We start from the raw sequence: 16,343 nt of genomic DNA, 5'->3' as shown, positions 1-16,343 counted from the left end.
CCGGGGAGCCATCACCGGGCGGGCCGCCCGCGGCCGGGACCGCCGCGGGCGCCACGCCCGGCCCCCCGATATCCGTGGGCTCACCGCGAGCGGTAGCCCAGGTTTCAGTATGTACGGGACAGGTTGACGGCGGATGCCTCGCTGTTGACGATCCGTGCCGGTTCCAGGTGACGAGCCCGGTACGCCTGGGGTGTCTCACCCTGCGCGGCCCGGAAGACCCGGCTGAAGTGCGCCTTGTCGCGGAAACCCCAGCGGGCGGCGATGACCTGGATCGAGCGGTCGCTCAGCGCCGGGTCGGCCAGGTCGCGGCGGCACCGGGCCAGTCGCTCGTCCCTGATGTACGCGGCCACAGTGGTCTCCTCGTCCTCGAAGAGCCGGTGCAGCGAGCGCACCGAGATGTGGTGCGCGTCGGCGATCGCGCCCGGGTCCAGCGAGGCGTCACCGAGGTGCTGGCGCACGTACGCGCGCACCTGGGCCTGGAGGGCGCGGCGCCGGACCTCGGTGGGCACCTCGTCCTCGGACACCAGGTTGCGGCCGAGCAGCGTGGCGATCAGGTCGAGCCCGACGGCGCCGAGCCGCTCCGCGTCGGCCGCGTGGTACTGCTCGGGGTGGGCGGTGATCCGGATGAGGAAGTCGGCGACCAGCCCGCCGACGCCCTCGGAGCCGGACATCCGGCCGGCGAACAGGGGAGCGAGCCGGCGGGGCGGCAACGGCAGCGCGTCGTACGGCATCAGCGCCACGATCGAGCGGGCGTACGCCGGCCCGGCGGTGTCGGCGTGGTGGCTGACCTCATGCGGGCGGGAGCAGTCGTAGAAGGTGAGGTCGCCGGGGCGGCAGCAGGCGCGCTGCCCCGCCTGGTCGGCCTGGCTGGTCCCGGTGAGCGTCAGCGCCAGCAGGTAGTAGTCGGGGTCGGAACGCTGGATCAGCTTCGAGGTGCGCACGCACTCCACCGACGGGTAGCGGTAGCGGATGAGCTGCATCCGGCCCAGGTCGATGAACTCGGCCCGGGCGACGAAGTCGTCGGCGTGCGCGCTGTGCACCCGCAGCGGCGTCGGCGTGCCCGCCATCATGTCCAGCCACATGCCGAACCGCTCCGGCGGCGGCAGCGCCTCCGTGTCGAACACCTGACGTCGCAGCTTCCCGTCCATCAACGACCCCCGTGGCTCACCACTCCTGCTCTAAGCAGGACGCCCCACGGGGTCGAAAAGCGACACCCGTGGGGCGTGACGTCCGTCATTGACGGATCTGTGAGCCTTCTGTTAGGAGTCCGTTCAGTCGTTCAGCACCTGGGACAGCCGGTCCCGGAAACGGCGCTCGGAATCGGTCACCGCGTCGCCGCCCAGACCCAGGATGCCGCCGGTGGAGGCCGCGCCCACCACCTGCTCGGCGATCTCCACCAGCCAGTGCCGGTACGCCCCGGCCTGCCCCTCGTCCACCCGCGCGGTGAGCAGCGCGGACGCCTGCCCGGCCCGGGCCAGCACGTCCTCGATCATCGCCTTCGGGTCCTGCGGCGTGATCACCGGCAGTTCCGCGCCGGTCTCCGGGTCGCCCACCCGGTCGACGACCTCACCGGCCACCGCGGCGACCAGCGGACTGGCCGACTCGCGGCCGGCCGCGATGGTCTCCAGTCCGGCGGCGTTCTCCGCCATGGTGCGGCGGGTGCCGTCGGACTCGGCGGCGGCCGCCGCGGTGAGGACCGACTGCGGCAGCCCCACCAGCAGCCCCCACTCCTCGTCGGAGACGCCGAACCGGGTGTACGCCGGCTGCTCGATCACGATCAGGCCCCTTTCGCCGTGGTCGTCGTTGTCGACGGGCGCCCCCGCGGCGCCCGGGTCAGGCTAGTCCAGCTCCAGCAGGCCCTGTTCGGACACCACGCGCACGGACAGCGTCTTGTAGCCCACCTCGTCGAAGAGCACCGTCATCCGGTCCTCCTCGTAGCTGAGCACCAGGCCGGCGCCCCACTCCGGGTGGCGGACCTGGCTGTGCACCGGGAACGGCCCGACCGCGCCGTCACCGGCGACGCTGGTGCCCGCGTGGCAGTTGTCGCAGTGCCCGCAGACCTCGGTCATCTGCTCACCGAAGTACGCCAGCAGGGCCTGGCCCCGGCAGCCGGTGGTCTCGGCGAACGCGCGCATCATGTCGGTACGCGACCGGGTCACCGTCTGCTGCCGTTCCGCCTCGGCCAGCGCGGCCCGGCCCGACTCGGCGGCCGCCGGGGCGTACCGGGGCGCGCCGATGCGCTGCCTGGCGCGTGGCTCGGCGGCGCCGACCTGCTCCAGCAGGGACAGGTACTGACCCAGCTTGCGCGGACCGAGACCGGTCAGCTCGCGCAGCTCCTTGCGGTTGCGGGCCTTTCCGCGCAGCACCGCGGCGAGTTCGGTCAGTTCCTTGGAGTCCGGCAGGCCGCCGCTGAAGTAGCGCTGGAGGCCGACGTCCTCGGAGCGCCACAGCAGCAGCACCCGGGCCGGCGAGCCGTCGCGACCGGCCCGGCCGATCTCCTGGAAGTAGCTGTCCGGCGAGTCGGGCAGCGCCATGTGCACCACCCAGGCGATGTTCGGCTTGTCGATGCCCATGCCGAACGCGGACGTGGCCACCATGATCGGCACCCGGTCGGCGAGGAACGCCTCGTGCAGCTCGTGCCGGGCCGCGGTGGGCATGCCGCCGTGGTAGAACTCGGCCGGGAAGCCGGCGCCGGTGAGCCGCTCGGCCAGTTCCTCGGCCGCCCGCCGGGTCGGCACGTAGATGATGCCGGGCCGCTCGTCATCGCGCAGCAGCGCGATCAGTCGCCGCCACCGGTAGTCGTCGGTCGGGCAGTGGGCCACCTCCAGGAAGAGGTTGGGCCGGTCCAGACCGGAGACCACCACCTCCGGCTCGCGCAGCCGCAGCCGGGCGATGATGTCGTCGCGTACCGGCGGGGAGGCGGTAGCGGTGAGCGCCACCACCGGCGGGCGGCCCAGGCCGTCGATCAGGTGACCGAGCGCAAGGTAGTCCGGCCGGAAGTCGTGGCCCCACGCGGAGATGCAGTGCGCCTCGTCGATCGCCACCAGCGCCGGCTTCAGCTCGCGGACCTCGGCGAGCCGGTCCGGGTTGCTCAGCGCCTCCGGCGTGATGAACAGGAACTCGGCGCGCCCGGCCCGGATGTCCTCGATCGCCTCGGCCTGCTGGGCGGCGCTCTCGTCCGAGCTGATCCGCACCGCGCGCAGCTCCGGGCGCTGCCGTTCGTTGAGCGCGGCGATCTGGTCCTGCTGCAACGCCAGCAGCGGGGAGATCACCACCGTCGGGCCGGGGATCAGGCTGGCCGGGATCTGGTAGATCGCCGACTTGCCGGCGCCGGTGGGCAGCACCACGAGGGCGTCGCGGCGCTTCATCACGGCGCGCATGGCGGCGAGCTGGTTGGGCCGCAGTGCGGTCCAGCCGAACAGGTTCCGCGCCGCCCGGCGCAGGCTGGAGGAGTGCGTGGTCAGTTTCATCAAGCGCCTCAGCTACCCCTGGCGATCCCGCGCGAAACCGGCACCGCCGCTCACCGCCCGGTGCGGATCAGCGGCGGAACATGGCCCGGATCGCGATCAGCAGGAACAGGCCGCCGACCACCAGGCCGAGCAGGCGTACGCCGGGGATGTCGGCGGCGCTGGTGGCGTCGGCGAGCGGCAGAGCGGACATGTGGGAACTCTCCCACGCGAGGTCCGGGGGCGCCAGCGGCTAACAGTAAGGATTGTTGACTATTTAGCGGTGCGGTGTGACCATGTCAGCACCCGCCGGCCCCGGCGGGTCCGTGGGGGAGACGGGGGTACGACAGCACATGAGCGAGCGGACCGAGGGATCGACCGGAGACCTGGCGGCGCTCGCCGCCGCCGTCCTGCAACCGGGGTTCGTCGGCACCACACCGCCGCCGTGGGTGTGCCGCTGGCTCGGCGAGGGCCTCGGCTCGGTGGTCCTGTTCGCCCGCAACGTCGTCGACCACGAGCAGGTCGCCACGCTCACCGCGAACCTGCGCGCCGAGCGGCCGGACGTCATCGTGGCGATCGACGAGGAGGCCGGCGACGTCACCCGGATCGAGTCCGCCCGGGGCAGTTCCCGTCCCGGCAACTACGCGCTCGGCGCTGTCGACGACCCGGCGCTGACCGAGGAGGTCGCCCGCGACCTCGGCGCCGAACTCGCGGCCGTCGGCGTCACGCTGGACTACGCCCCGGACGCCGACGTCAACTCCAACCCGGCCAACCCGGTCATCGGGGTGCGCTCCTTCGGCGCCGACCCGGAGCTGGTCGCCCGGCACACCGCCGCCTGGGTACGCGGCCTCCAGGCCGGCGGCGTCGCCGCCTGCGCCAAGCACTTCCCCGGGCACGGCGACACCCGGGTCGACTCGCACCACGACCTGCCCCGCATCGGCGGCGACCGGGCCCGGCTCGACGCGGTCGAGCTGGCCCCGTTCCGCGCCGCCGTGGCCGCCGGGGTGCAGGCGGTGATGACCGGCCACCTGCTGGTGCCGGCGCTGGACCCGGAACTGCCCGCCACGCTCAGCCCGCGCGTGCTCGGCGGCCTGCTGCGCGAGGAGATGGGCTTCGGCGGCGTGGTGGTCACCGACGCGGTCGAGATGCGCGCGGTGGCCGACCGGTACGGCTTCACCGGCGCCGCGGTGCGCGCGCTCGTGGCCGGCGCGGACGCGATCTGCGTGGGCGGGGAACGGGCCACCGAGGCCGACGCCCGCGAGCTGCGTGACGCGATCGTGACGGCGGTGATCAGCGGGGAACTGCCCGAGGAGCGGCTCGCCGAGGCGGCCAAGCGCGTCGGTCAGCTCGCCGCGTGGAGCGTCGCCGCCCGCGCCCGCCGGATCGCCGGCCCGCCGTCGGCCGACGGCTCACCGATCGGGCTCGCCGCCGCCCGCCGGGCGGTACGGGTCACCGGCGACGCCGCGCTGCTGCCGCTGGCCGGTCCGGCGCACGTGGTGGAGTTCGCGCCGCCGCGCAACATCGCCATCGGCGAGGAGACGCCGTGGGGCGTCGCCGTGCCGCTGGCGCACCTGGCGCCCGGCACCACCACCGCCCGCTACGCCGCCGACGCCGTACCGGCCGACCCGGGCGCGACGCCGGCCGGGCGGCCGCTGGTGCTCGTGGTGCGCGACCTGCACCGGCACGACTGGATGCGGGACGCGGTACGCCGGGCGCTGGCCGTACGCCCCGACGCGGTGGTGGTCGAGCTGGGCGTGCCCGAGCTGGTCACCGGCGCGGTGCACCTGGCCACCCACGGCGCCACCGCCGCGGCGGCGCGGGCCGCCGCCGAGGTGCTGACCGGGGCACGCTGACTCCCGGTCCGGCCGGGTGGGGAGGTCCCCCGGCCGGGCCGGGCCTCACTGCTTGCCGGCCACCAGGTCGGCGTACTCCGGGTGGCGCTCGATGAACGAGGCCACGAACGGGCACTGCGGCACGATCCGGCCGCCCCGCGCGCGGACCTGGTCCAGCGCGCCCCGGACCAGCGCGGCCCCGACGCCCTGACCCTGGAACCGGTCGTCGACCTCGGTGTGCGTGAACACGAGCGTCTCGCCCCGGGGCGTGTACGCGGTGAACCCGGCCAGCGCGTCGTCCACCAGGATCTCGAAGCGACGCTCGGCGGTGTTCTCCTCGACCAGAAAACTCACCGGATCATTCTCCCTCCGGGCCCGGCCAGCCGGTCCAGTTCGGCCAGCAGCCGGTCCACCTCGTCGACGGTGTTGTAGTGGTAGACGCTCGCCCGCACGGCCCCGCCGCTGTCCCGCAGGCCCATGCCCTCGAAGTACTCGTAGGCGTAGTAGTCGCCGTGCGACAGGCACAGGCCCGCCTCGCCCAGCGCCGCCGCGGTCTGCGCCGGGCTCGCTCCGGCCACCCGGAACGACACCGTCGGGCAGCGCCGGGCGGGTGCGGCGTACACGGTCACGAACGGGCGGTCGGCCAGCCCGGCGAGCAGCCGGTCGAAGACCGCCTCCTCGTGCGCCTGCGCGGCGGCCAGCCCGGCGCGTACCCGCTCCCGCCGGTCGCCGGTCGCCTCCGGGTCCAGGCCGGCCAGGTGGTCCACCGCGGCGGTCACCCCGGCCAGCAGCGGGAAGCTCGGCGTGCCGTACTCGAACCGGTCCGGCACCGCGTCGGCGGAGGGCACGAGCTTCGCCGGGCGCAGCGCCTCCCACCGCGCCGGGTCGGCGACCATCGCCGCCAGGTGCGGCCCGGACCACTTGTACGCGCTGGTCACCAGGAAGTCCGCGCCGAGCGAGGCCAGGTCGGTCGGGCCGTGCGGCACCGAGTGCACGCCGTCCACGCACACCAGCGCGCCGGCGGCGTGCGCGGTCTTGGCGATCGCCGCCACGTCCGGCACGGTGCCGATCGCGTTGCTGCCGGCGGTCACCGCGACCAGCCGGGTCCGCTCGGTGACCAGGTCGGCGTACTGGCCGGCGGGCAGCTCACCGGTCGCCGGGTCGAACTCGGCCCAGCGCACCGTGGCGCCGGACGCCTGCGCGGCCTGCACCCACGGGCGGACGTTCGCGTCGTGGTCCAGCCGGGAGACGACCACCTCGTCGCCCGGACGCCAGCCGGCGCCGAGCGTCCGGGCCAGCGTGTACGTCAGCGCTGTGGCGCTCGGCCCGAGCACCACGCCCGACGGCTGCGCGCCGAGCAGGTCGGCGACCGCCGCCCGCGCCCCGGCGACCAGGTCCAGCGCCCGGCGGCCGGGCAGGAAGGCGGTGCTGCGGTTGCCCGTCGCGGCGCGCATCGCCCCGGCCACCGCCTCGACGACGGCGGCGGAGGTCTGGGTGCCCCCGGCGCCGTCGAAGTGGGCGAACCCCTCGCTCAGGGCAGGGTAGGCGGCCCGGACCCGGGCGACGTCGAAAGCCATTCCGGCACCCTAGCGCGCACCCCGGACGCCCCGCCCGCGTGGCCGTCCCGCGCCCGCCCGCGAGGCCGCTGTGGCGTTCGCCGCCTATCCTTGGACGGGTGACGATCCGACGCGCCACCTCCGCCCCCGCCCGCCGCGCCGCCGGTCTGCTCGCCGGTCTCGCCCTCGGCGCCGCACTGCTCGCCGGATGCAGTTCCGAAGGTGCCGAGACCGACTGCGGTCTGGACGCCTGCACGATCACCTTCGACCGTGGCGTGGAGGCCAGCGCCCGGATCCTCGGCGTCGAGGCGAAGCTGATCGGCGCCCAGGGCGACCAGGTGACCGTCGAGGTCGCCGGGGAACAGCTCTCGCTCACCGTGGGTCAGCAGGCCACCGAGGTCGCCGGCTTCCAGGTCAGCCTGGACAGCGTCGACGATCAGCAGGTGGTGGTGCGGGTCGCCCGCGACCTGAGCGCCTGATCCGTTTCGGCCGTCCCGGCGGGCGGCGACGTTTGGAAAATCGCCCGCCGGGAGATTGAGGGCTCATGTCTCTCACCCGGAACGCCGGAGCCACCGCCGCCCAGGCTCGAAACAGCCGGTGGCTCGAACTGTTGACCCGTGGCGGCTTCATCGGATATGGAATCGTGCACCTGCTCCTCGCCTGGCTGGCGCTGCAGATCGCCTTCGGGAACTCGGGCGAGGAGGGTAACCAGAACGGCGCGCTGCGCACCCTCGGTGAACAGCCGCTCGGGAAGTTCCTCCTGATCGCGATGGCGGTCGGCCTGTTCGCCATGGCGATCTGGCAGGCCTTCGAGGCGATCTCCGGCCACGTGTCCAGGACCGGCAAGGAACGACTGTTCGAACGGATCGCCTCGGCGGTCCGGGTCGTCGTGTTCGTCTGGCTGGGCTGGACCGCGATCAAGGTCTTCCAGGACGCCAGCTCCAACGCCTCCGACCAGCAGCAGCAGCTCTCCGAGAAGCTGATGGCCTCCGACGGCGGCCGGTGGCTGGTCGGGCTGGCCGGGCTCGCGCTCGCCGCGCTCGGCGTCGGCATGGTGATCTACGGCCTGAAGAAGAAGTTCGAGCGCAACCTCAAGACCGGCGAGATGAGCCCGAAGACCCGCCAGCTCACCCGTCGGCTCGGCATGGCCGGGTACGCCTCCCGAGGCGCCGTGTTCGCCGTCGCCGGCGTGCTTGTCGTCGTCGCCGCGGTGAACTACGACCCGGAGAAGGCGCGTGGCCTCGACGCCGCCCTGCGGACGCTGCGCGACCAGTCGTACGGGCCGTGGCTGCTGGCGCTCATGGCGCTCGGCATCGCCGCGTTCGGTGTCTACTGCTTCTTCCAGTCCCGGTACCGCAAGGTCTGATCCTGGTCGATACCCGGGCCGCCGGGCACCATTGGGCCTTTGCCCGATTCCCGCCCGGTCGGAGGGAGAGAGAGTTCGTGCAGAGTTACGTCGTGACAGTCGCCGCCGCGCTCGCCGCGGCGGCGATCGCGTTGGTGCTGGCCCAGGTGGTGCACCGCGTCATCCGCCGCCTCGGCCGCCGCTCGCTGCTGATGACCGAGCTGACCGAGCACGCGCACCGCGCGTTCCAGCTCGCCCTCACCGTGGCCGCGGTGCAGTTCGCGGTCCGGTTCACCACCGCGTACGCGGTCGGCAGCCCGTGGCGGCAGTTCGTCCTGCACACGCTGGTGCTCGCGACGATCGCCGCCACCGCCTGGCTGGTGGCCTCGCTGCTGGTGGTGGCGGAGGACACCGCGCTGGCCCGGTTCCGGGTCGACGTGCCGAACAACAGGCACGCCCGCCGGGTGCGTACGCAGGTGGTGCTGCTGCGCCGGCTGACCATCGCGGTGATCGTGATCCTCACGGTCGGCGTGATGCTGATGACGTTCCCGGCCGTACGCGGGGTCGGCGCCGGTGTGCTGACCTCCGCCGGTGTGATCGCCGCGGTCGCCGCGCTGGCCGCGCAGAGCCTGCTCGCCAACGTCTTCGCCGGTCTCCAGCTCGCGTTCAGCGACGCGGTACGCCTGGACGACGTGGTGGTGGTCGAGGGGGAGTGGGGCCGGATCGAGGAGCTGACGCTCAGCTACGTGGTGGTGCAGATCTGGGACGACCGCCGGCTGATCCTGCCCACCTCGTACTTCACCAGCCGGCCGTTCCAGAACTGGACCCGGACCGAGGCGGCGGTGCTCGGCACCGCCGAGTTCGAGCTGGACTGGGCCGTCCCGGTGCAGGCGATGCGGGAGGAGCTGCGCCGCCTGTGCGAGGGCACCGAGCTGTGGGACGGCCGGGTCTGCGTGCTCCAGGTGACCGACGCGACGGGCGGCATGGTCAAGGTCCGCGCGCTGGTCAGCGCCGCCGACGCGGGCAGCCTGTGGGACCTGCGGTGCCTGGTCCGCGAGCACCTGGTGACCTGGGTACGCGACCAGCGCCCGACCGCCCTGCCCCGGCTGCGCGCCGAGGTGGGCGACACCGCCGGCCCGCTGCCCTGGCAGGCGGTGCCGCCGCGCCGCCCGGTACGCCGCGCGGTCGACACCGAGGCGCCCGACGACGCGCGTGTCTTCGGCGGCAGCGACGACGGCGAGGCCCGCAGTGAGGCGTTCGTGGGCCGGGAGGAGCACGCCGAGGCGCGTCGCTGACCCCGTACCCGATCGGAGCCCCCGGCCGCCCGCGGCGCCGGGGGTTCCCGCGTCCGGGCGGCTTTGCGGCCGGACGGGTTTGGCCGGGCGGTTGCGGGGGACGTGGTGCGCACGCCCCGGATCCGGTGCCCGGCACCCGATTCCGGCGGCGCGTGGCCGGGCGGACCGGCTGCTCCGCGCAGGATTGACGGGCGGCGACTCCGGGCATACAGCGCGGTGATGACGAAAGGAGGACAGCATGGCTGACGTCGCGAGTCGCAGCACGTCGCGGACCGGGAGCGAGCCGTCCACCGCCGAACTGGTACAGCGCGCCACGGAGCAGGTCACCCGCCTGGTGCGGGACGAACTGGCCCTGGCCCGTGCGGAGCTGACCCAGAAGGGCAAGCACGCCGGGATCGGGATCGGTCTGTTCGGCGGCGGCGGGGTGATGGCGCTCTACGGCGCCGGCGCCCTGGTCGCCACCGTGATCCTGCTGCTGGCGCTTGTCATGCCGGCGTGGCTGGCCGCCCTGATCGTGGCGGTGGCGCTGTTCCTGCTCGCCGGGATCCTGGCGCTGGTGGGCAAGAAGCAGGTCAGCCGTGCCGTCCCGCCGGTGCCTGAGGCGGCGGTCCGCAGCGTGCGGGCGGACGTCGACACGGTCACCGCCGCGGTGAAGGACGGGAGGCGGGCATGACCGGTAACGGGACCGGGGACGTGGCGGCGCTCCGGGAGGAGATCCGCCGGACCCGGGTGGAGCTCGGTGAGACGATGGAGCTGCTCGCGGCCAGGGCCGATCCGAAGGCGCTGGTGCGGCACTCCGCCGAGGCGGCGAAGGCGCGGATGCGCGAGCAGGCGTCGCTGACCGCGGCCCGGGTGCGCGGACGGGCGGCCCAGCGGGCCCGGCTGGTCCGGGCGCAGGCGTACGAGAAGGGTGAGGCGGTCGGGCGCAACCCGTTGCCGTGGGCGGCCATCGCGGCCGGCGCGCTGGTGACCGCGGTGGTGTTGGTGATCGTCCGAGGGAGGCGCAGGTGAGCGGCAGGGTCGGCAAGGCGGCGTACAAGCCGGTGGGGGTGCTGCTCGGCCTGGCCGCCGGTGCCGTCGCCGGGGCGATCTTCCGTCAGGTCTGGAAGGTGACGGCGGGCGACGGCGAGGCGCCGAGCGCCACCGACGAGGACCGCCGCTGGGGCGAGGTGCTGGCCGCCGCGGCCCTGCAGGGGGCCATCTTCTCGGTGGTGCGGGCCGCCGTCGACCGGGGCGGGGCGGTGGGTGTACGCCGGCTGACCGGTCGCTGGCCGGACTGACGAAAAGGCCGGAAAGGCCCCTTTCCCGAGCGCGGGGAGGGGGCCTTTCGCATGGCTCCGGCGGGGCCGCGCAGCGCCGTCCGCGCGACCTTCAGGTCACATGTCGGAGAATTTCGTCCGCTAGGCTGTGCGAAGTTTTTGCGTACGTGGTTTGCTTTCTCACGCTGTTGAGAGACGCGTGGGTTGAGAGAAGTCTCCTGCATTGGGGGCCGCCTCAGGCACCGCTGCTCGAAAACGGCCAATCGGCCGCACGGCGTGCTCGGCCGCCAGTTTTAGAAGGAGATACACATGGCGCAGGGAACCGTGAAGTGGTTCAACGCTGACAAGGGCTTCGGCTTCATCACCGTCGACGGCGGGGGTGCTGACGTGTTCGTCCACTTCTCGGCCATCCAGACCAGCGGCTACCGCACGCTGGAGGAGAACCAGCGGGTGGAGTTCGAGATCGCCCAGGGTCAGAAGGGTCCGCAGGCCGAGCAGGTCCGCCCCATCTGAGCTGACCGCACCGGCCGCGCCGGCCGGTGCCGGAAGCCCCGCATCCCGTACGGGAGGCGGGGCTTCGCCTTGCCGCGCCTCAGCGGCGTCGCGCCCGCATGCCCCACCAGAGCCCGGCCAGTCCGAACAGGACCAGCACCGGGCCGACCATCGCCCAGATCCGCTGGTCGCTCATGACGCTGCCCTCGACGTAGCCGAGGCCGAGCACCGTCCACAACGCACCGATCACCACGGCGAGCAGCCCCAGGGTGAGCCGGAACCAACCCCTCATCGTTCCCCCTCCGACGACAGTCCCGCTCCAGCATGCCCGCCGCCGGCGCCCGGCGACGCCGCGCCGCGCGGCCGGTTCACCACCGGTCGTGCACCTGCGGGCGGATCAGCTCGTCGTATGTGGCCCGCACCGCGGCCAGCTCCACCTCGGTCAGTGCCGGCTGCCCGGCCGCCTCGGCGTTGCGCCGTGCCTGCTCGGGGGAGCGGGCGCCGGGGATCACCACGGTCACGCCGGGCTGGTCGAGGACCCACCGCAGCGCGAACTGCGCCATCGTGCGGTCGTCGCCGACCAGCGGCGCGAGCCGGCGTACCGCCTCCAGGCCGCTGTCGTAGTCCACGCCGGAGAACGTCTCGCCGACGTCGAACGACTCGCCGTGCCGGTTGAACGTGCGGTGGTCGTTCGCCGGGAAGGTGGTGTTCTCGTCGTACCGCCCGGAGAGCAGGCCGCTGGCCAGCGGCACCCGGGCGATGATCCCGACCCCGGCGGCAGCGGCGGCGGGCAGCACCCGCTCCAGCGGCTTGTGCCGGATCGCGTTGAGGATGATCTGCACGCTCGCCACACCGGGCCGGGCGATGGCGGTGAGCGCCTGGTCGCAGGTCTCCACGCTGACGCCGTACCCGGCCACGCGGCCCTCGGCGACGAGCGTGTCGAGCGCGTCGAAGACCCGGTCGTCGGCGAAGACGGCGGTGGGCGGGCAGTGCAGCTGCACCAGGTCGAGCGTGTCGACGCCGAGGTTGGCCCGGGACCTGTCGGTCCAGGCCCGGAAGTTGTCCAGGGTGTACGCCTCGGGCGTCTGCTCCACCCGGCGGCCCATCTTGGTGGCGACGGTGAGCCCGTGCCCGGGGCGGGCGCGCAGGAACCGGCCGATCAGGGCCTCGCTGCGGCCGTCGCCGTACACGTCGGCGGTGTCCAGGAAGGTGACGCCCGCGTCGACGGCGGCGGCCAGGACGGCGAGCGCCTCGTCCTCGCTGACCTCGCCCCAGTCCGCGCCGAGCTGCCACGCGCCGAGTCCGATGATGCCGACGTGCCGGCCGAGCCGGTCGAAGCTGCGCTGTTCCACCCGGTCGAGCCTAGTGAGCGGCTTGCCGTGGCGCGCGCCGGGCCGTACCGTCTAACAAGACGTACGTACGGTTTGGAGGCTGCCATGTGGGATCCGCGTACCTACCTGCGCTACGGCGACGAGCGCTCCCGGCCGTTCCACGACCTGCTGGCCCGCGTCGGCGCCGAGCACCCGCGCGCCGTGGTCGACCTCGGCTGCGGCCCCGGCACCCTCACCGCCACGCTCGCCGCCCGCTGGCCCGGCAGCCGAGTCACCGGCCTGGACTCCTCCCCGGAGATGATCGCCCGGGCGACCGCCGAGGGCGGACCGGTCGGCTACGCGGTCGCCGACGTCCGCGACTGGCAGCCGGAGCCCGACGTGGACGTGCTGGTCGGCAACGCCGTGCTCCAGTGGGTGCCGGAACACCGCGACCTGCTCCGCCGCTGGGCGGGCGCGCTGCCGGCCGGCGCCTGGCTGGCGTTCCAGGTACCCGGCAACTTCGACGCACCGTCACACCGGCTGCTGCGCTCCGTCGCCGCGCAGGACCGGTGGCGCGACGCGCTCGCCGGGAAGCTGCGCGAGGCCCCTGTCGACGAGCCGGTCGGGTACGCCACGCTGCTGACCGACGCGGGCTGCGCGGTCGACGCCTGGGAGACTACGTACGTGCATCTGCTGCCCGCCTCCGGCGCCGACCACCCGGTGCTGGCCTGGATGGAGGGCACCGCGCTGCGCCCGGTCCGCGCCGCGCTGGACGCCGCCGGCCGGGCCGCCTTCCGCGCCGAGCTGGGGGTACGGCTCGCGCAGGCGTACCCGGTGCGGCAGGGTCAGGTGTACTTCCCGTTCCGCCGGATCTTCATGGTGGCCCGCACCGGCGCCCGCGCAGAGGAGAACTCGTGACCGACCTGCCCACCTTCATCGCCGGACTGCCCAAGGTGGAGCTGCACGTGCACCACGTCGGCTCGGCCTCGCCCCGGATCGTCGCCGAGCTGGCCGCCCGGCACGAGGGGCGCAGCCCCGTCCCGGCCGACCCGGAGGCGCTCGCCGACTACTTCGCGTTCCGCGACTTCGCCCACTTCATCGAGGTCTACCTCAGCGTGGTGGACCTCATCCGCGACGCCGACGACGTCTGGCTGCTCACCCACGAGGTCGCCCGGGAACTGGCCCGCCAGCAGGTCCGCTACGCCGAGCTGACCGTCACGCCGTACTCGCACGTCAACCGCGGCATCCCGGCGCCGGCGTTCTGCGAGGCGATCGAGGACGCCCGCAAGCGCGCCGAGGCCGACTTCGGCATCGCGTTGCGCTGGTGCTTCGACATCCCCGGCGAGGCCGGCCTGCCCGCCGCCGAGCAGACGCTGCGGATCGCGCTCGACGAACGACCCGACGGGCTGGTCAGCTTCGGCCTCGGCGGCCCCGAGATCGGGGTGCCCCGGCCGCAGTTCAAGCCCTGGTTCGACCAGGCGCGGGCCGCCGGGCTGCGCTCGGTGCCGCACGCCGGCGAGACCACCGGCCCGGAGACGATCTGGGACGCGCTGCGCGAGCTGGGCGCCGAGCGGATCGGCCACGGCATCTCCGCCGCGCAGGACCCGGCGCTGCTGACCTACCTCGCCGAGCGGCGGATCCCGCTGGAGATCTCCCCGACGTCCAACGTGCGCACCCGGGCCGTGCCCAGCCTGGACGCGCACCCGCTGCCCCGGATCGTCGAGGCCGGCGTGCCGGTCAGCATCAACTCCGACGACCCGCCGATGTTCGGCACCACGCTCAACGACGAGTACGCGGTGGCCGCCCGGCTGCTGCGCCTCGGCCCCGACGGGGTCGCCGCGCTGGCCCGCGACGCCGTGGCCGCCGCGTTCCTGACGCCGGCCGAGCAGGCCCGGATCACCGCCGAGATCGACGCGTACCTGGGGAGCGCGGCGCGCTGAGCGGCCGTACCGGTGCCGGCCGCCGGGATCCCCGGGGCGGCCGGCGCCGCGCGGTCAGCAGCATCGCGGACAGCGCGAGCACGGTGAGCGCGACGGTGGGACCGGGAGCGGCGGGCGCGGGCCGGACGGGCCCGTGCGCGAGCACCGGGTCCTGCCAGACCGCGAGCGTGAGCGCGATGCCCAGGCCGATGACGGCGGCCCAGCGGAGCAGACGACTGACGGCCGGTGGCATGACGGTCACCTCGCGCCCGGGATCGACGGGAGAGCGCGCGCGACGGGAGCGAGGTGTGGGGGGACCGGACTCCCGCCGCGCGCATGATCCGTCGGCCGGAAGGTCTTACGGGGCGTCCCGGCCGACGGAACTGATGGGTTCTGTCAGCGATCCTGGCAGTTCACGCCGGTTTTCCGGCCGTCGTTAAACCACCTTTAAGGAGAACTTGCGCCCGTACACAGCCACGGGTCAGCGCGGGCGCGGCCAGCGCCGCCCGGCACGCGGCTCGCGGGCCTCCCGGGCCATCCGCCCGACCAGCCCGAACCGGTTCACCTGCCGGGGTGCCGCATCCGGGTCGGCCAGCAGCATCACCACGCTCGCCCCGCCGAGCCGGGCCCGGTCGATGCTCACCGAACCGTTCGCCTGCAACGCGACCCGCTTGGCGATGTCCAGCCCGAGCCCGGTCGAGCCCTTGTCGCTCTCACCCCGGCGCAGCGCCCGGTCCGGGTCGGCGATGCCCGGCCCGGCGTCGTCGATGCGGATCGCCACCCAGCCGTCCCGGCGGCTCACCGCCACCTCGAACGCGGTGCCCTGCGGCGTGTACCGGAACACGTTGCCGATCACCGCGTCCAGCGCGGCGGCCAGTTCGGCGCGGGGCACCGGCGCCGGGATGCGGAACTGCGCCCCGACCACCCGGTGCGGCCGGTTCTGGTCACCGGCCAGCGCCGACCAGAAGACCATCCGGTCCCGGACCACCTCGCTCACGTCGCACGACGCCGGCGCCGACTCCTGGGCGACCGCCTTGCGGGTCGTCTTGATGAGCTGGTCGACCTCGCCCTCCAGCGTGACGATCGCCTGCCGGATCCGCCGGATGCCGCGTCGCCGGTCCAGCTCCGCCTCGCTGAACGTGCCGATGCTCGTGTCGTCGGACTCCAGCGCCTCGGCGTCCAGCCGCAGCGCGGTCAGCGGCGTACGCAGCCGGTGCGACAGGTCGGCGACCAGTTCGTGCTCGTCGGCACGCAGCGCCACCAGCCGTTCCGTCATCCGGTTGAACGCGTGCCCGGCCTCGGCCAGCTCACGCGGGCCGGTCGGCTCGACCCGTAGCCCCAGCTCGCCGTCGCCCACCGCGAGCGCCGCCTTGACCAGGTCGCCGGTGGCGTCCACGGCCCTCGCCGCCACCCGGTCGACCACTGCGACCGCCGCGCCGACAAGCGCCAGGCCGATCGCGAACAGCAGCAGCCACCGCCCGCCGCCCCCGGAGTCGAGCACTTCGTCGGGGACGAACACCTCCACCACGGCGACCCGGTCACCGAGCACCACCGGGTCCAGCCGCAGCACCCCGCCGTCCACCTCGGTCACCACCGACTGCCGCCGCGCGGCCGTCTCGGCGAGCACCCGCGGGTCGGCGCGACCGGCGGACTCGTCCGCGCCGATGCCGTGCACGACCGGGCGCATGGCCGGATCGTCACCGGCCGCGGCGGCCACCGCCCGTTCGATCGTCGCGGTGTCGGTGCTGACCGCCAGCGCGCCGGTCACCAGCGCGGCCCGGCGGGCGGCGTCGGCCAGCTCCGCCTCCCGGGTCCGGTCGGCGAGGGTCAGCCCGAGCGGGATGAGGAAGGCGAGCGCGATCAGGCCGCACAGCCCCGCGGTGAGCCCG

20 protein-coding genes are annotated in these 16,343 nt (G+C 74.2%); 10 read left to right on the top strand and 10 right to left on the bottom strand.

The genetic code is table 11. The features are described from left to right. Positions 1-104: 104 nt before the first annotated feature. The 4 genes from SM452_RS09875 to SM452_RS09860 form a co-directional block, all read right to left on the bottom strand. Positions 105-1,148: an AraC-like ligand-binding domain-containing protein gene (locus SM452_RS09875; protein WP_262012334.1), complete on the bottom strand. Its 1,044-nt coding sequence runs from the start codon at positions 1,146-1,148 to the stop codon at positions 105-107. A gap of 123 nt (positions 1,149-1,271) precedes the next feature. After that, positions 1,272-1,775 (bottom strand): hypothetical protein, encoded by a 504-nt coding sequence (locus SM452_RS09870; RefSeq protein WP_135239346.1) that lies wholly within the window; start codon positions 1,773-1,775, stop codon positions 1,272-1,274. A 63-nt stretch (positions 1,776-1,838) separates the two neighbouring features. Further along, complete coding sequence (locus tag SM452_RS09865) at positions 1,839-3,470, bottom strand: RecQ family ATP-dependent DNA helicase (protein ID WP_463839759.1); 1,632 nt, start codon at positions 3,468-3,470, stop codon at positions 1,839-1,841. Positions 3,471-3,537: 67 nt separating this feature from the next. Next, on the bottom strand, positions 3,538-3,660 hold the full coding sequence (locus tag SM452_RS09860; RefSeq protein WP_013285408.1) for a hypothetical protein: 123 nt from the start codon (positions 3,658-3,660) through the stop codon (positions 3,538-3,540). A gap of 139 nt (positions 3,661-3,799) precedes the next feature. On the opposite strand from SM452_RS09860, the gene SM452_RS09855 reads away from it, so the two are divergent. Next, entirely contained in the window at positions 3,800-5,299 is a 1,500-nt protein-coding gene (locus tag SM452_RS09855) for a glycoside hydrolase family 3 protein (protein ID WP_463839758.1), read from the top strand. 45 nt (positions 5,300-5,344) lie between these two features. Here the strand turns inward: SM452_RS09855 and SM452_RS09850 are convergent, their stop codons facing one another. Both SM452_RS09850 and SM452_RS09845 read right to left on the bottom strand, forming a co-directional pair. Further along, entirely contained in the window at positions 5,345-5,632 is a 288-nt protein-coding gene (locus tag SM452_RS09850; protein WP_318333419.1) for a GNAT family N-acetyltransferase, read from the bottom strand. Then, positions 5,629-6,855, bottom strand: a complete 1,227-nt coding sequence (locus tag SM452_RS09845; RefSeq protein WP_355507733.1) for a cysteine desulfurase-like protein — start codon at positions 6,853-6,855, stop codon at positions 5,629-5,631. Before SM452_RS09845 ends, SM452_RS09850 begins: the two co-directional genes overlap by 4 nt. 98 nt (positions 6,856-6,953) lie before the next feature. On the opposite strand from SM452_RS09845, the gene SM452_RS09840 reads away from it, so the two are divergent. From SM452_RS09840 to SM452_RS09810, 7 genes are all read left to right on the top strand, one after another. Continuing rightward, entirely contained in the window at positions 6,954-7,313 is a 360-nt protein-coding gene (locus SM452_RS09840) for a hypothetical protein (RefSeq protein ID WP_262012339.1), read from the top strand. A gap of 65 nt (positions 7,314-7,378) precedes the next feature. Continuing rightward, positions 7,379-8,200 carry a DUF1206 domain-containing protein gene (locus SM452_RS09835; protein ID WP_355507735.1) on the top strand — a complete coding sequence of 274 codons (822 nt, stop codon included), beginning with the start codon at positions 7,379-7,381 and terminating at the stop codon, positions 8,198-8,200. Between the two features lie 77 nt (positions 8,201-8,277). After that, positions 8,278-9,474: a mechanosensitive ion channel family protein gene (locus SM452_RS09830; protein ID WP_262012341.1), complete on the top strand. Its 1,197-nt coding sequence runs from the start codon at positions 8,278-8,280 to the stop codon at positions 9,472-9,474. A gap of 238 nt (positions 9,475-9,712) precedes the next feature. Continuing rightward, a complete protein-coding gene (locus SM452_RS09825) occupies positions 9,713-10,147 on the top strand; it encodes a phage holin family protein (protein ID WP_013474843.1) in 435 nt (144 codons plus the stop codon). Continuing rightward, positions 10,144-10,485, top strand: coding sequence for a DUF3618 domain-containing protein (locus SM452_RS09820; RefSeq protein WP_355507738.1), 342 nt, complete (start codon positions 10,144-10,146; stop codon positions 10,483-10,485). Before SM452_RS09825 ends, SM452_RS09820 begins: the two co-directional genes overlap by 4 nt. Further along, on the top strand, positions 10,482-10,754 hold the full coding sequence (locus tag SM452_RS09815; protein ID WP_013285416.1) for a DUF4235 domain-containing protein: 273 nt from the start codon (positions 10,482-10,484) through the stop codon (positions 10,752-10,754). The genes SM452_RS09820 and SM452_RS09815 overlap by 4 nt, the downstream gene beginning before the upstream one ends. A 288-nt stretch (positions 10,755-11,042) precedes the next feature. Beyond that, a complete protein-coding gene (locus SM452_RS09810; protein ID WP_007075740.1) occupies positions 11,043-11,246 on the top strand; it encodes a cold-shock protein in 204 nt (67 codons plus the stop codon). 79 nt (positions 11,247-11,325) lie between these two features. Here the strand turns inward: SM452_RS09810 and SM452_RS09805 are convergent, their stop codons facing one another. Beyond that, a complete protein-coding gene (locus SM452_RS09805) occupies positions 11,326-11,517 on the bottom strand; it encodes a hypothetical protein (RefSeq protein WP_262012343.1) in 192 nt (63 codons plus the stop codon). 76 nt (positions 11,518-11,593) lie between these two features. Then, positions 11,594-12,577, bottom strand: coding sequence for an aldo/keto reductase (locus SM452_RS09800; RefSeq protein ID WP_355507742.1), 984 nt, complete (start codon positions 12,575-12,577; stop codon positions 11,594-11,596). 84 nt (positions 12,578-12,661) lie between these two features. Here SM452_RS09800 and SM452_RS09795 point away from each other — a divergent pair, with 84 nt between their 5' ends. Next, entirely contained in the window at positions 12,662-13,453 is a 792-nt protein-coding gene (locus SM452_RS09795) for a trans-aconitate 2-methyltransferase (protein WP_463839757.1), read from the top strand. After that, positions 13,450-14,475, top strand: a complete 1,026-nt coding sequence (locus SM452_RS09790; RefSeq protein WP_194801027.1) for an adenosine deaminase — start codon at positions 13,450-13,452, stop codon at positions 14,473-14,475. The genes SM452_RS09795 and SM452_RS09790 overlap by 4 nt, the downstream gene beginning before the upstream one ends. Here SM452_RS09790 and SM452_RS09785 read toward each other — a convergent pair. Continuing rightward, complete coding sequence (locus SM452_RS09785) at positions 14,432-14,707, bottom strand: hypothetical protein (protein WP_355507746.1); 276 nt, start codon at positions 14,705-14,707, stop codon at positions 14,432-14,434. The genes SM452_RS09790 and SM452_RS09785 overlap by 44 nt on opposite strands. Before the next feature lie 228 nt (positions 14,708-14,935). Then, a complete protein-coding gene (locus SM452_RS09780; protein ID WP_355507806.1) occupies positions 14,936-16,327 on the bottom strand; it encodes a HAMP domain-containing sensor histidine kinase in 1,392 nt (463 codons plus the stop codon). Positions 16,328-16,343: the final 16 nt, after the last annotated feature.

The organism is Micromonospora sp. SYSU B005 (genome assembly GCF_055362685.1).
The sequence above is the reverse complement of the archived record's forward strand: the minus strand, read 5'-3'. Positions and strand labels throughout refer to the sequence as shown.

Excerpts from the sequence above, each read along its gene's own strand:
- SM452_RS09835 (WP_355507735.1), top strand. The coding sequence starts at position 7,379 with ATGTCTCTCACCCGGAACGCCGGAGCCACCGCCGCCCAGGCTCGAAAC.
- SM452_RS09795 (WP_463839757.1), top strand. The coding sequence starts at position 12,662 with ATGTGGGATCCGCGTACCTACCTGCGCTACGGCGACGAGCGCTCCCGG.
- SM452_RS09845 (WP_355507733.1), bottom strand. The coding sequence starts at position 6,855 with ATGGCTTTCGACGTCGCCCGGGTCCGGGCCGCCTACCCTGCCCTGAGC.
- SM452_RS09865 (WP_463839759.1), bottom strand. The coding sequence starts at position 3,470 with ATGAAACTGACCACGCACTCCTCCAGCCTGCGCCGGGCGGCGCGGAAC.
- SM452_RS09875 (WP_262012334.1), bottom strand. The coding sequence starts at position 1,148 with ATGGACGGGAAGCTGCGACGTCAGGTGTTCGACACGGAGGCGCTGCCG.
- SM452_RS09820 (WP_355507738.1), top strand. The coding sequence starts at position 10,144 with ATGACCGGTAACGGGACCGGGGACGTGGCGGCGCTCCGGGAGGAGATC.
- SM452_RS09785 (WP_355507746.1), bottom strand. The coding sequence starts at position 14,707 with ATGCCACCGGCCGTCAGTCGTCTGCTCCGCTGGGCCGCCGTCATCGGC.
- SM452_RS09860 (WP_013285408.1), bottom strand. The coding sequence starts at position 3,660 with ATGTCCGCTCTGCCGCTCGCCGACGCCACCAGCGCCGCCGACATCCCC.
- SM452_RS09805 (WP_262012343.1), bottom strand. The coding sequence starts at position 11,517 with ATGAGGGGTTGGTTCCGGCTCACCCTGGGGCTGCTCGCCGTGGTGATC.
- SM452_RS09825 (WP_013474843.1), top strand. The coding sequence starts at position 9,713 with ATGGCTGACGTCGCGAGTCGCAGCACGTCGCGGACCGGGAGCGAGCCG.
- SM452_RS09810 (WP_007075740.1), top strand. The coding sequence starts at position 11,043 with ATGGCGCAGGGAACCGTGAAGTGGTTCAACGCTGACAAGGGCTTCGGC.
- SM452_RS09855 (WP_463839758.1), top strand. The coding sequence starts at position 3,800 with ATGAGCGAGCGGACCGAGGGATCGACCGGAGACCTGGCGGCGCTCGCC.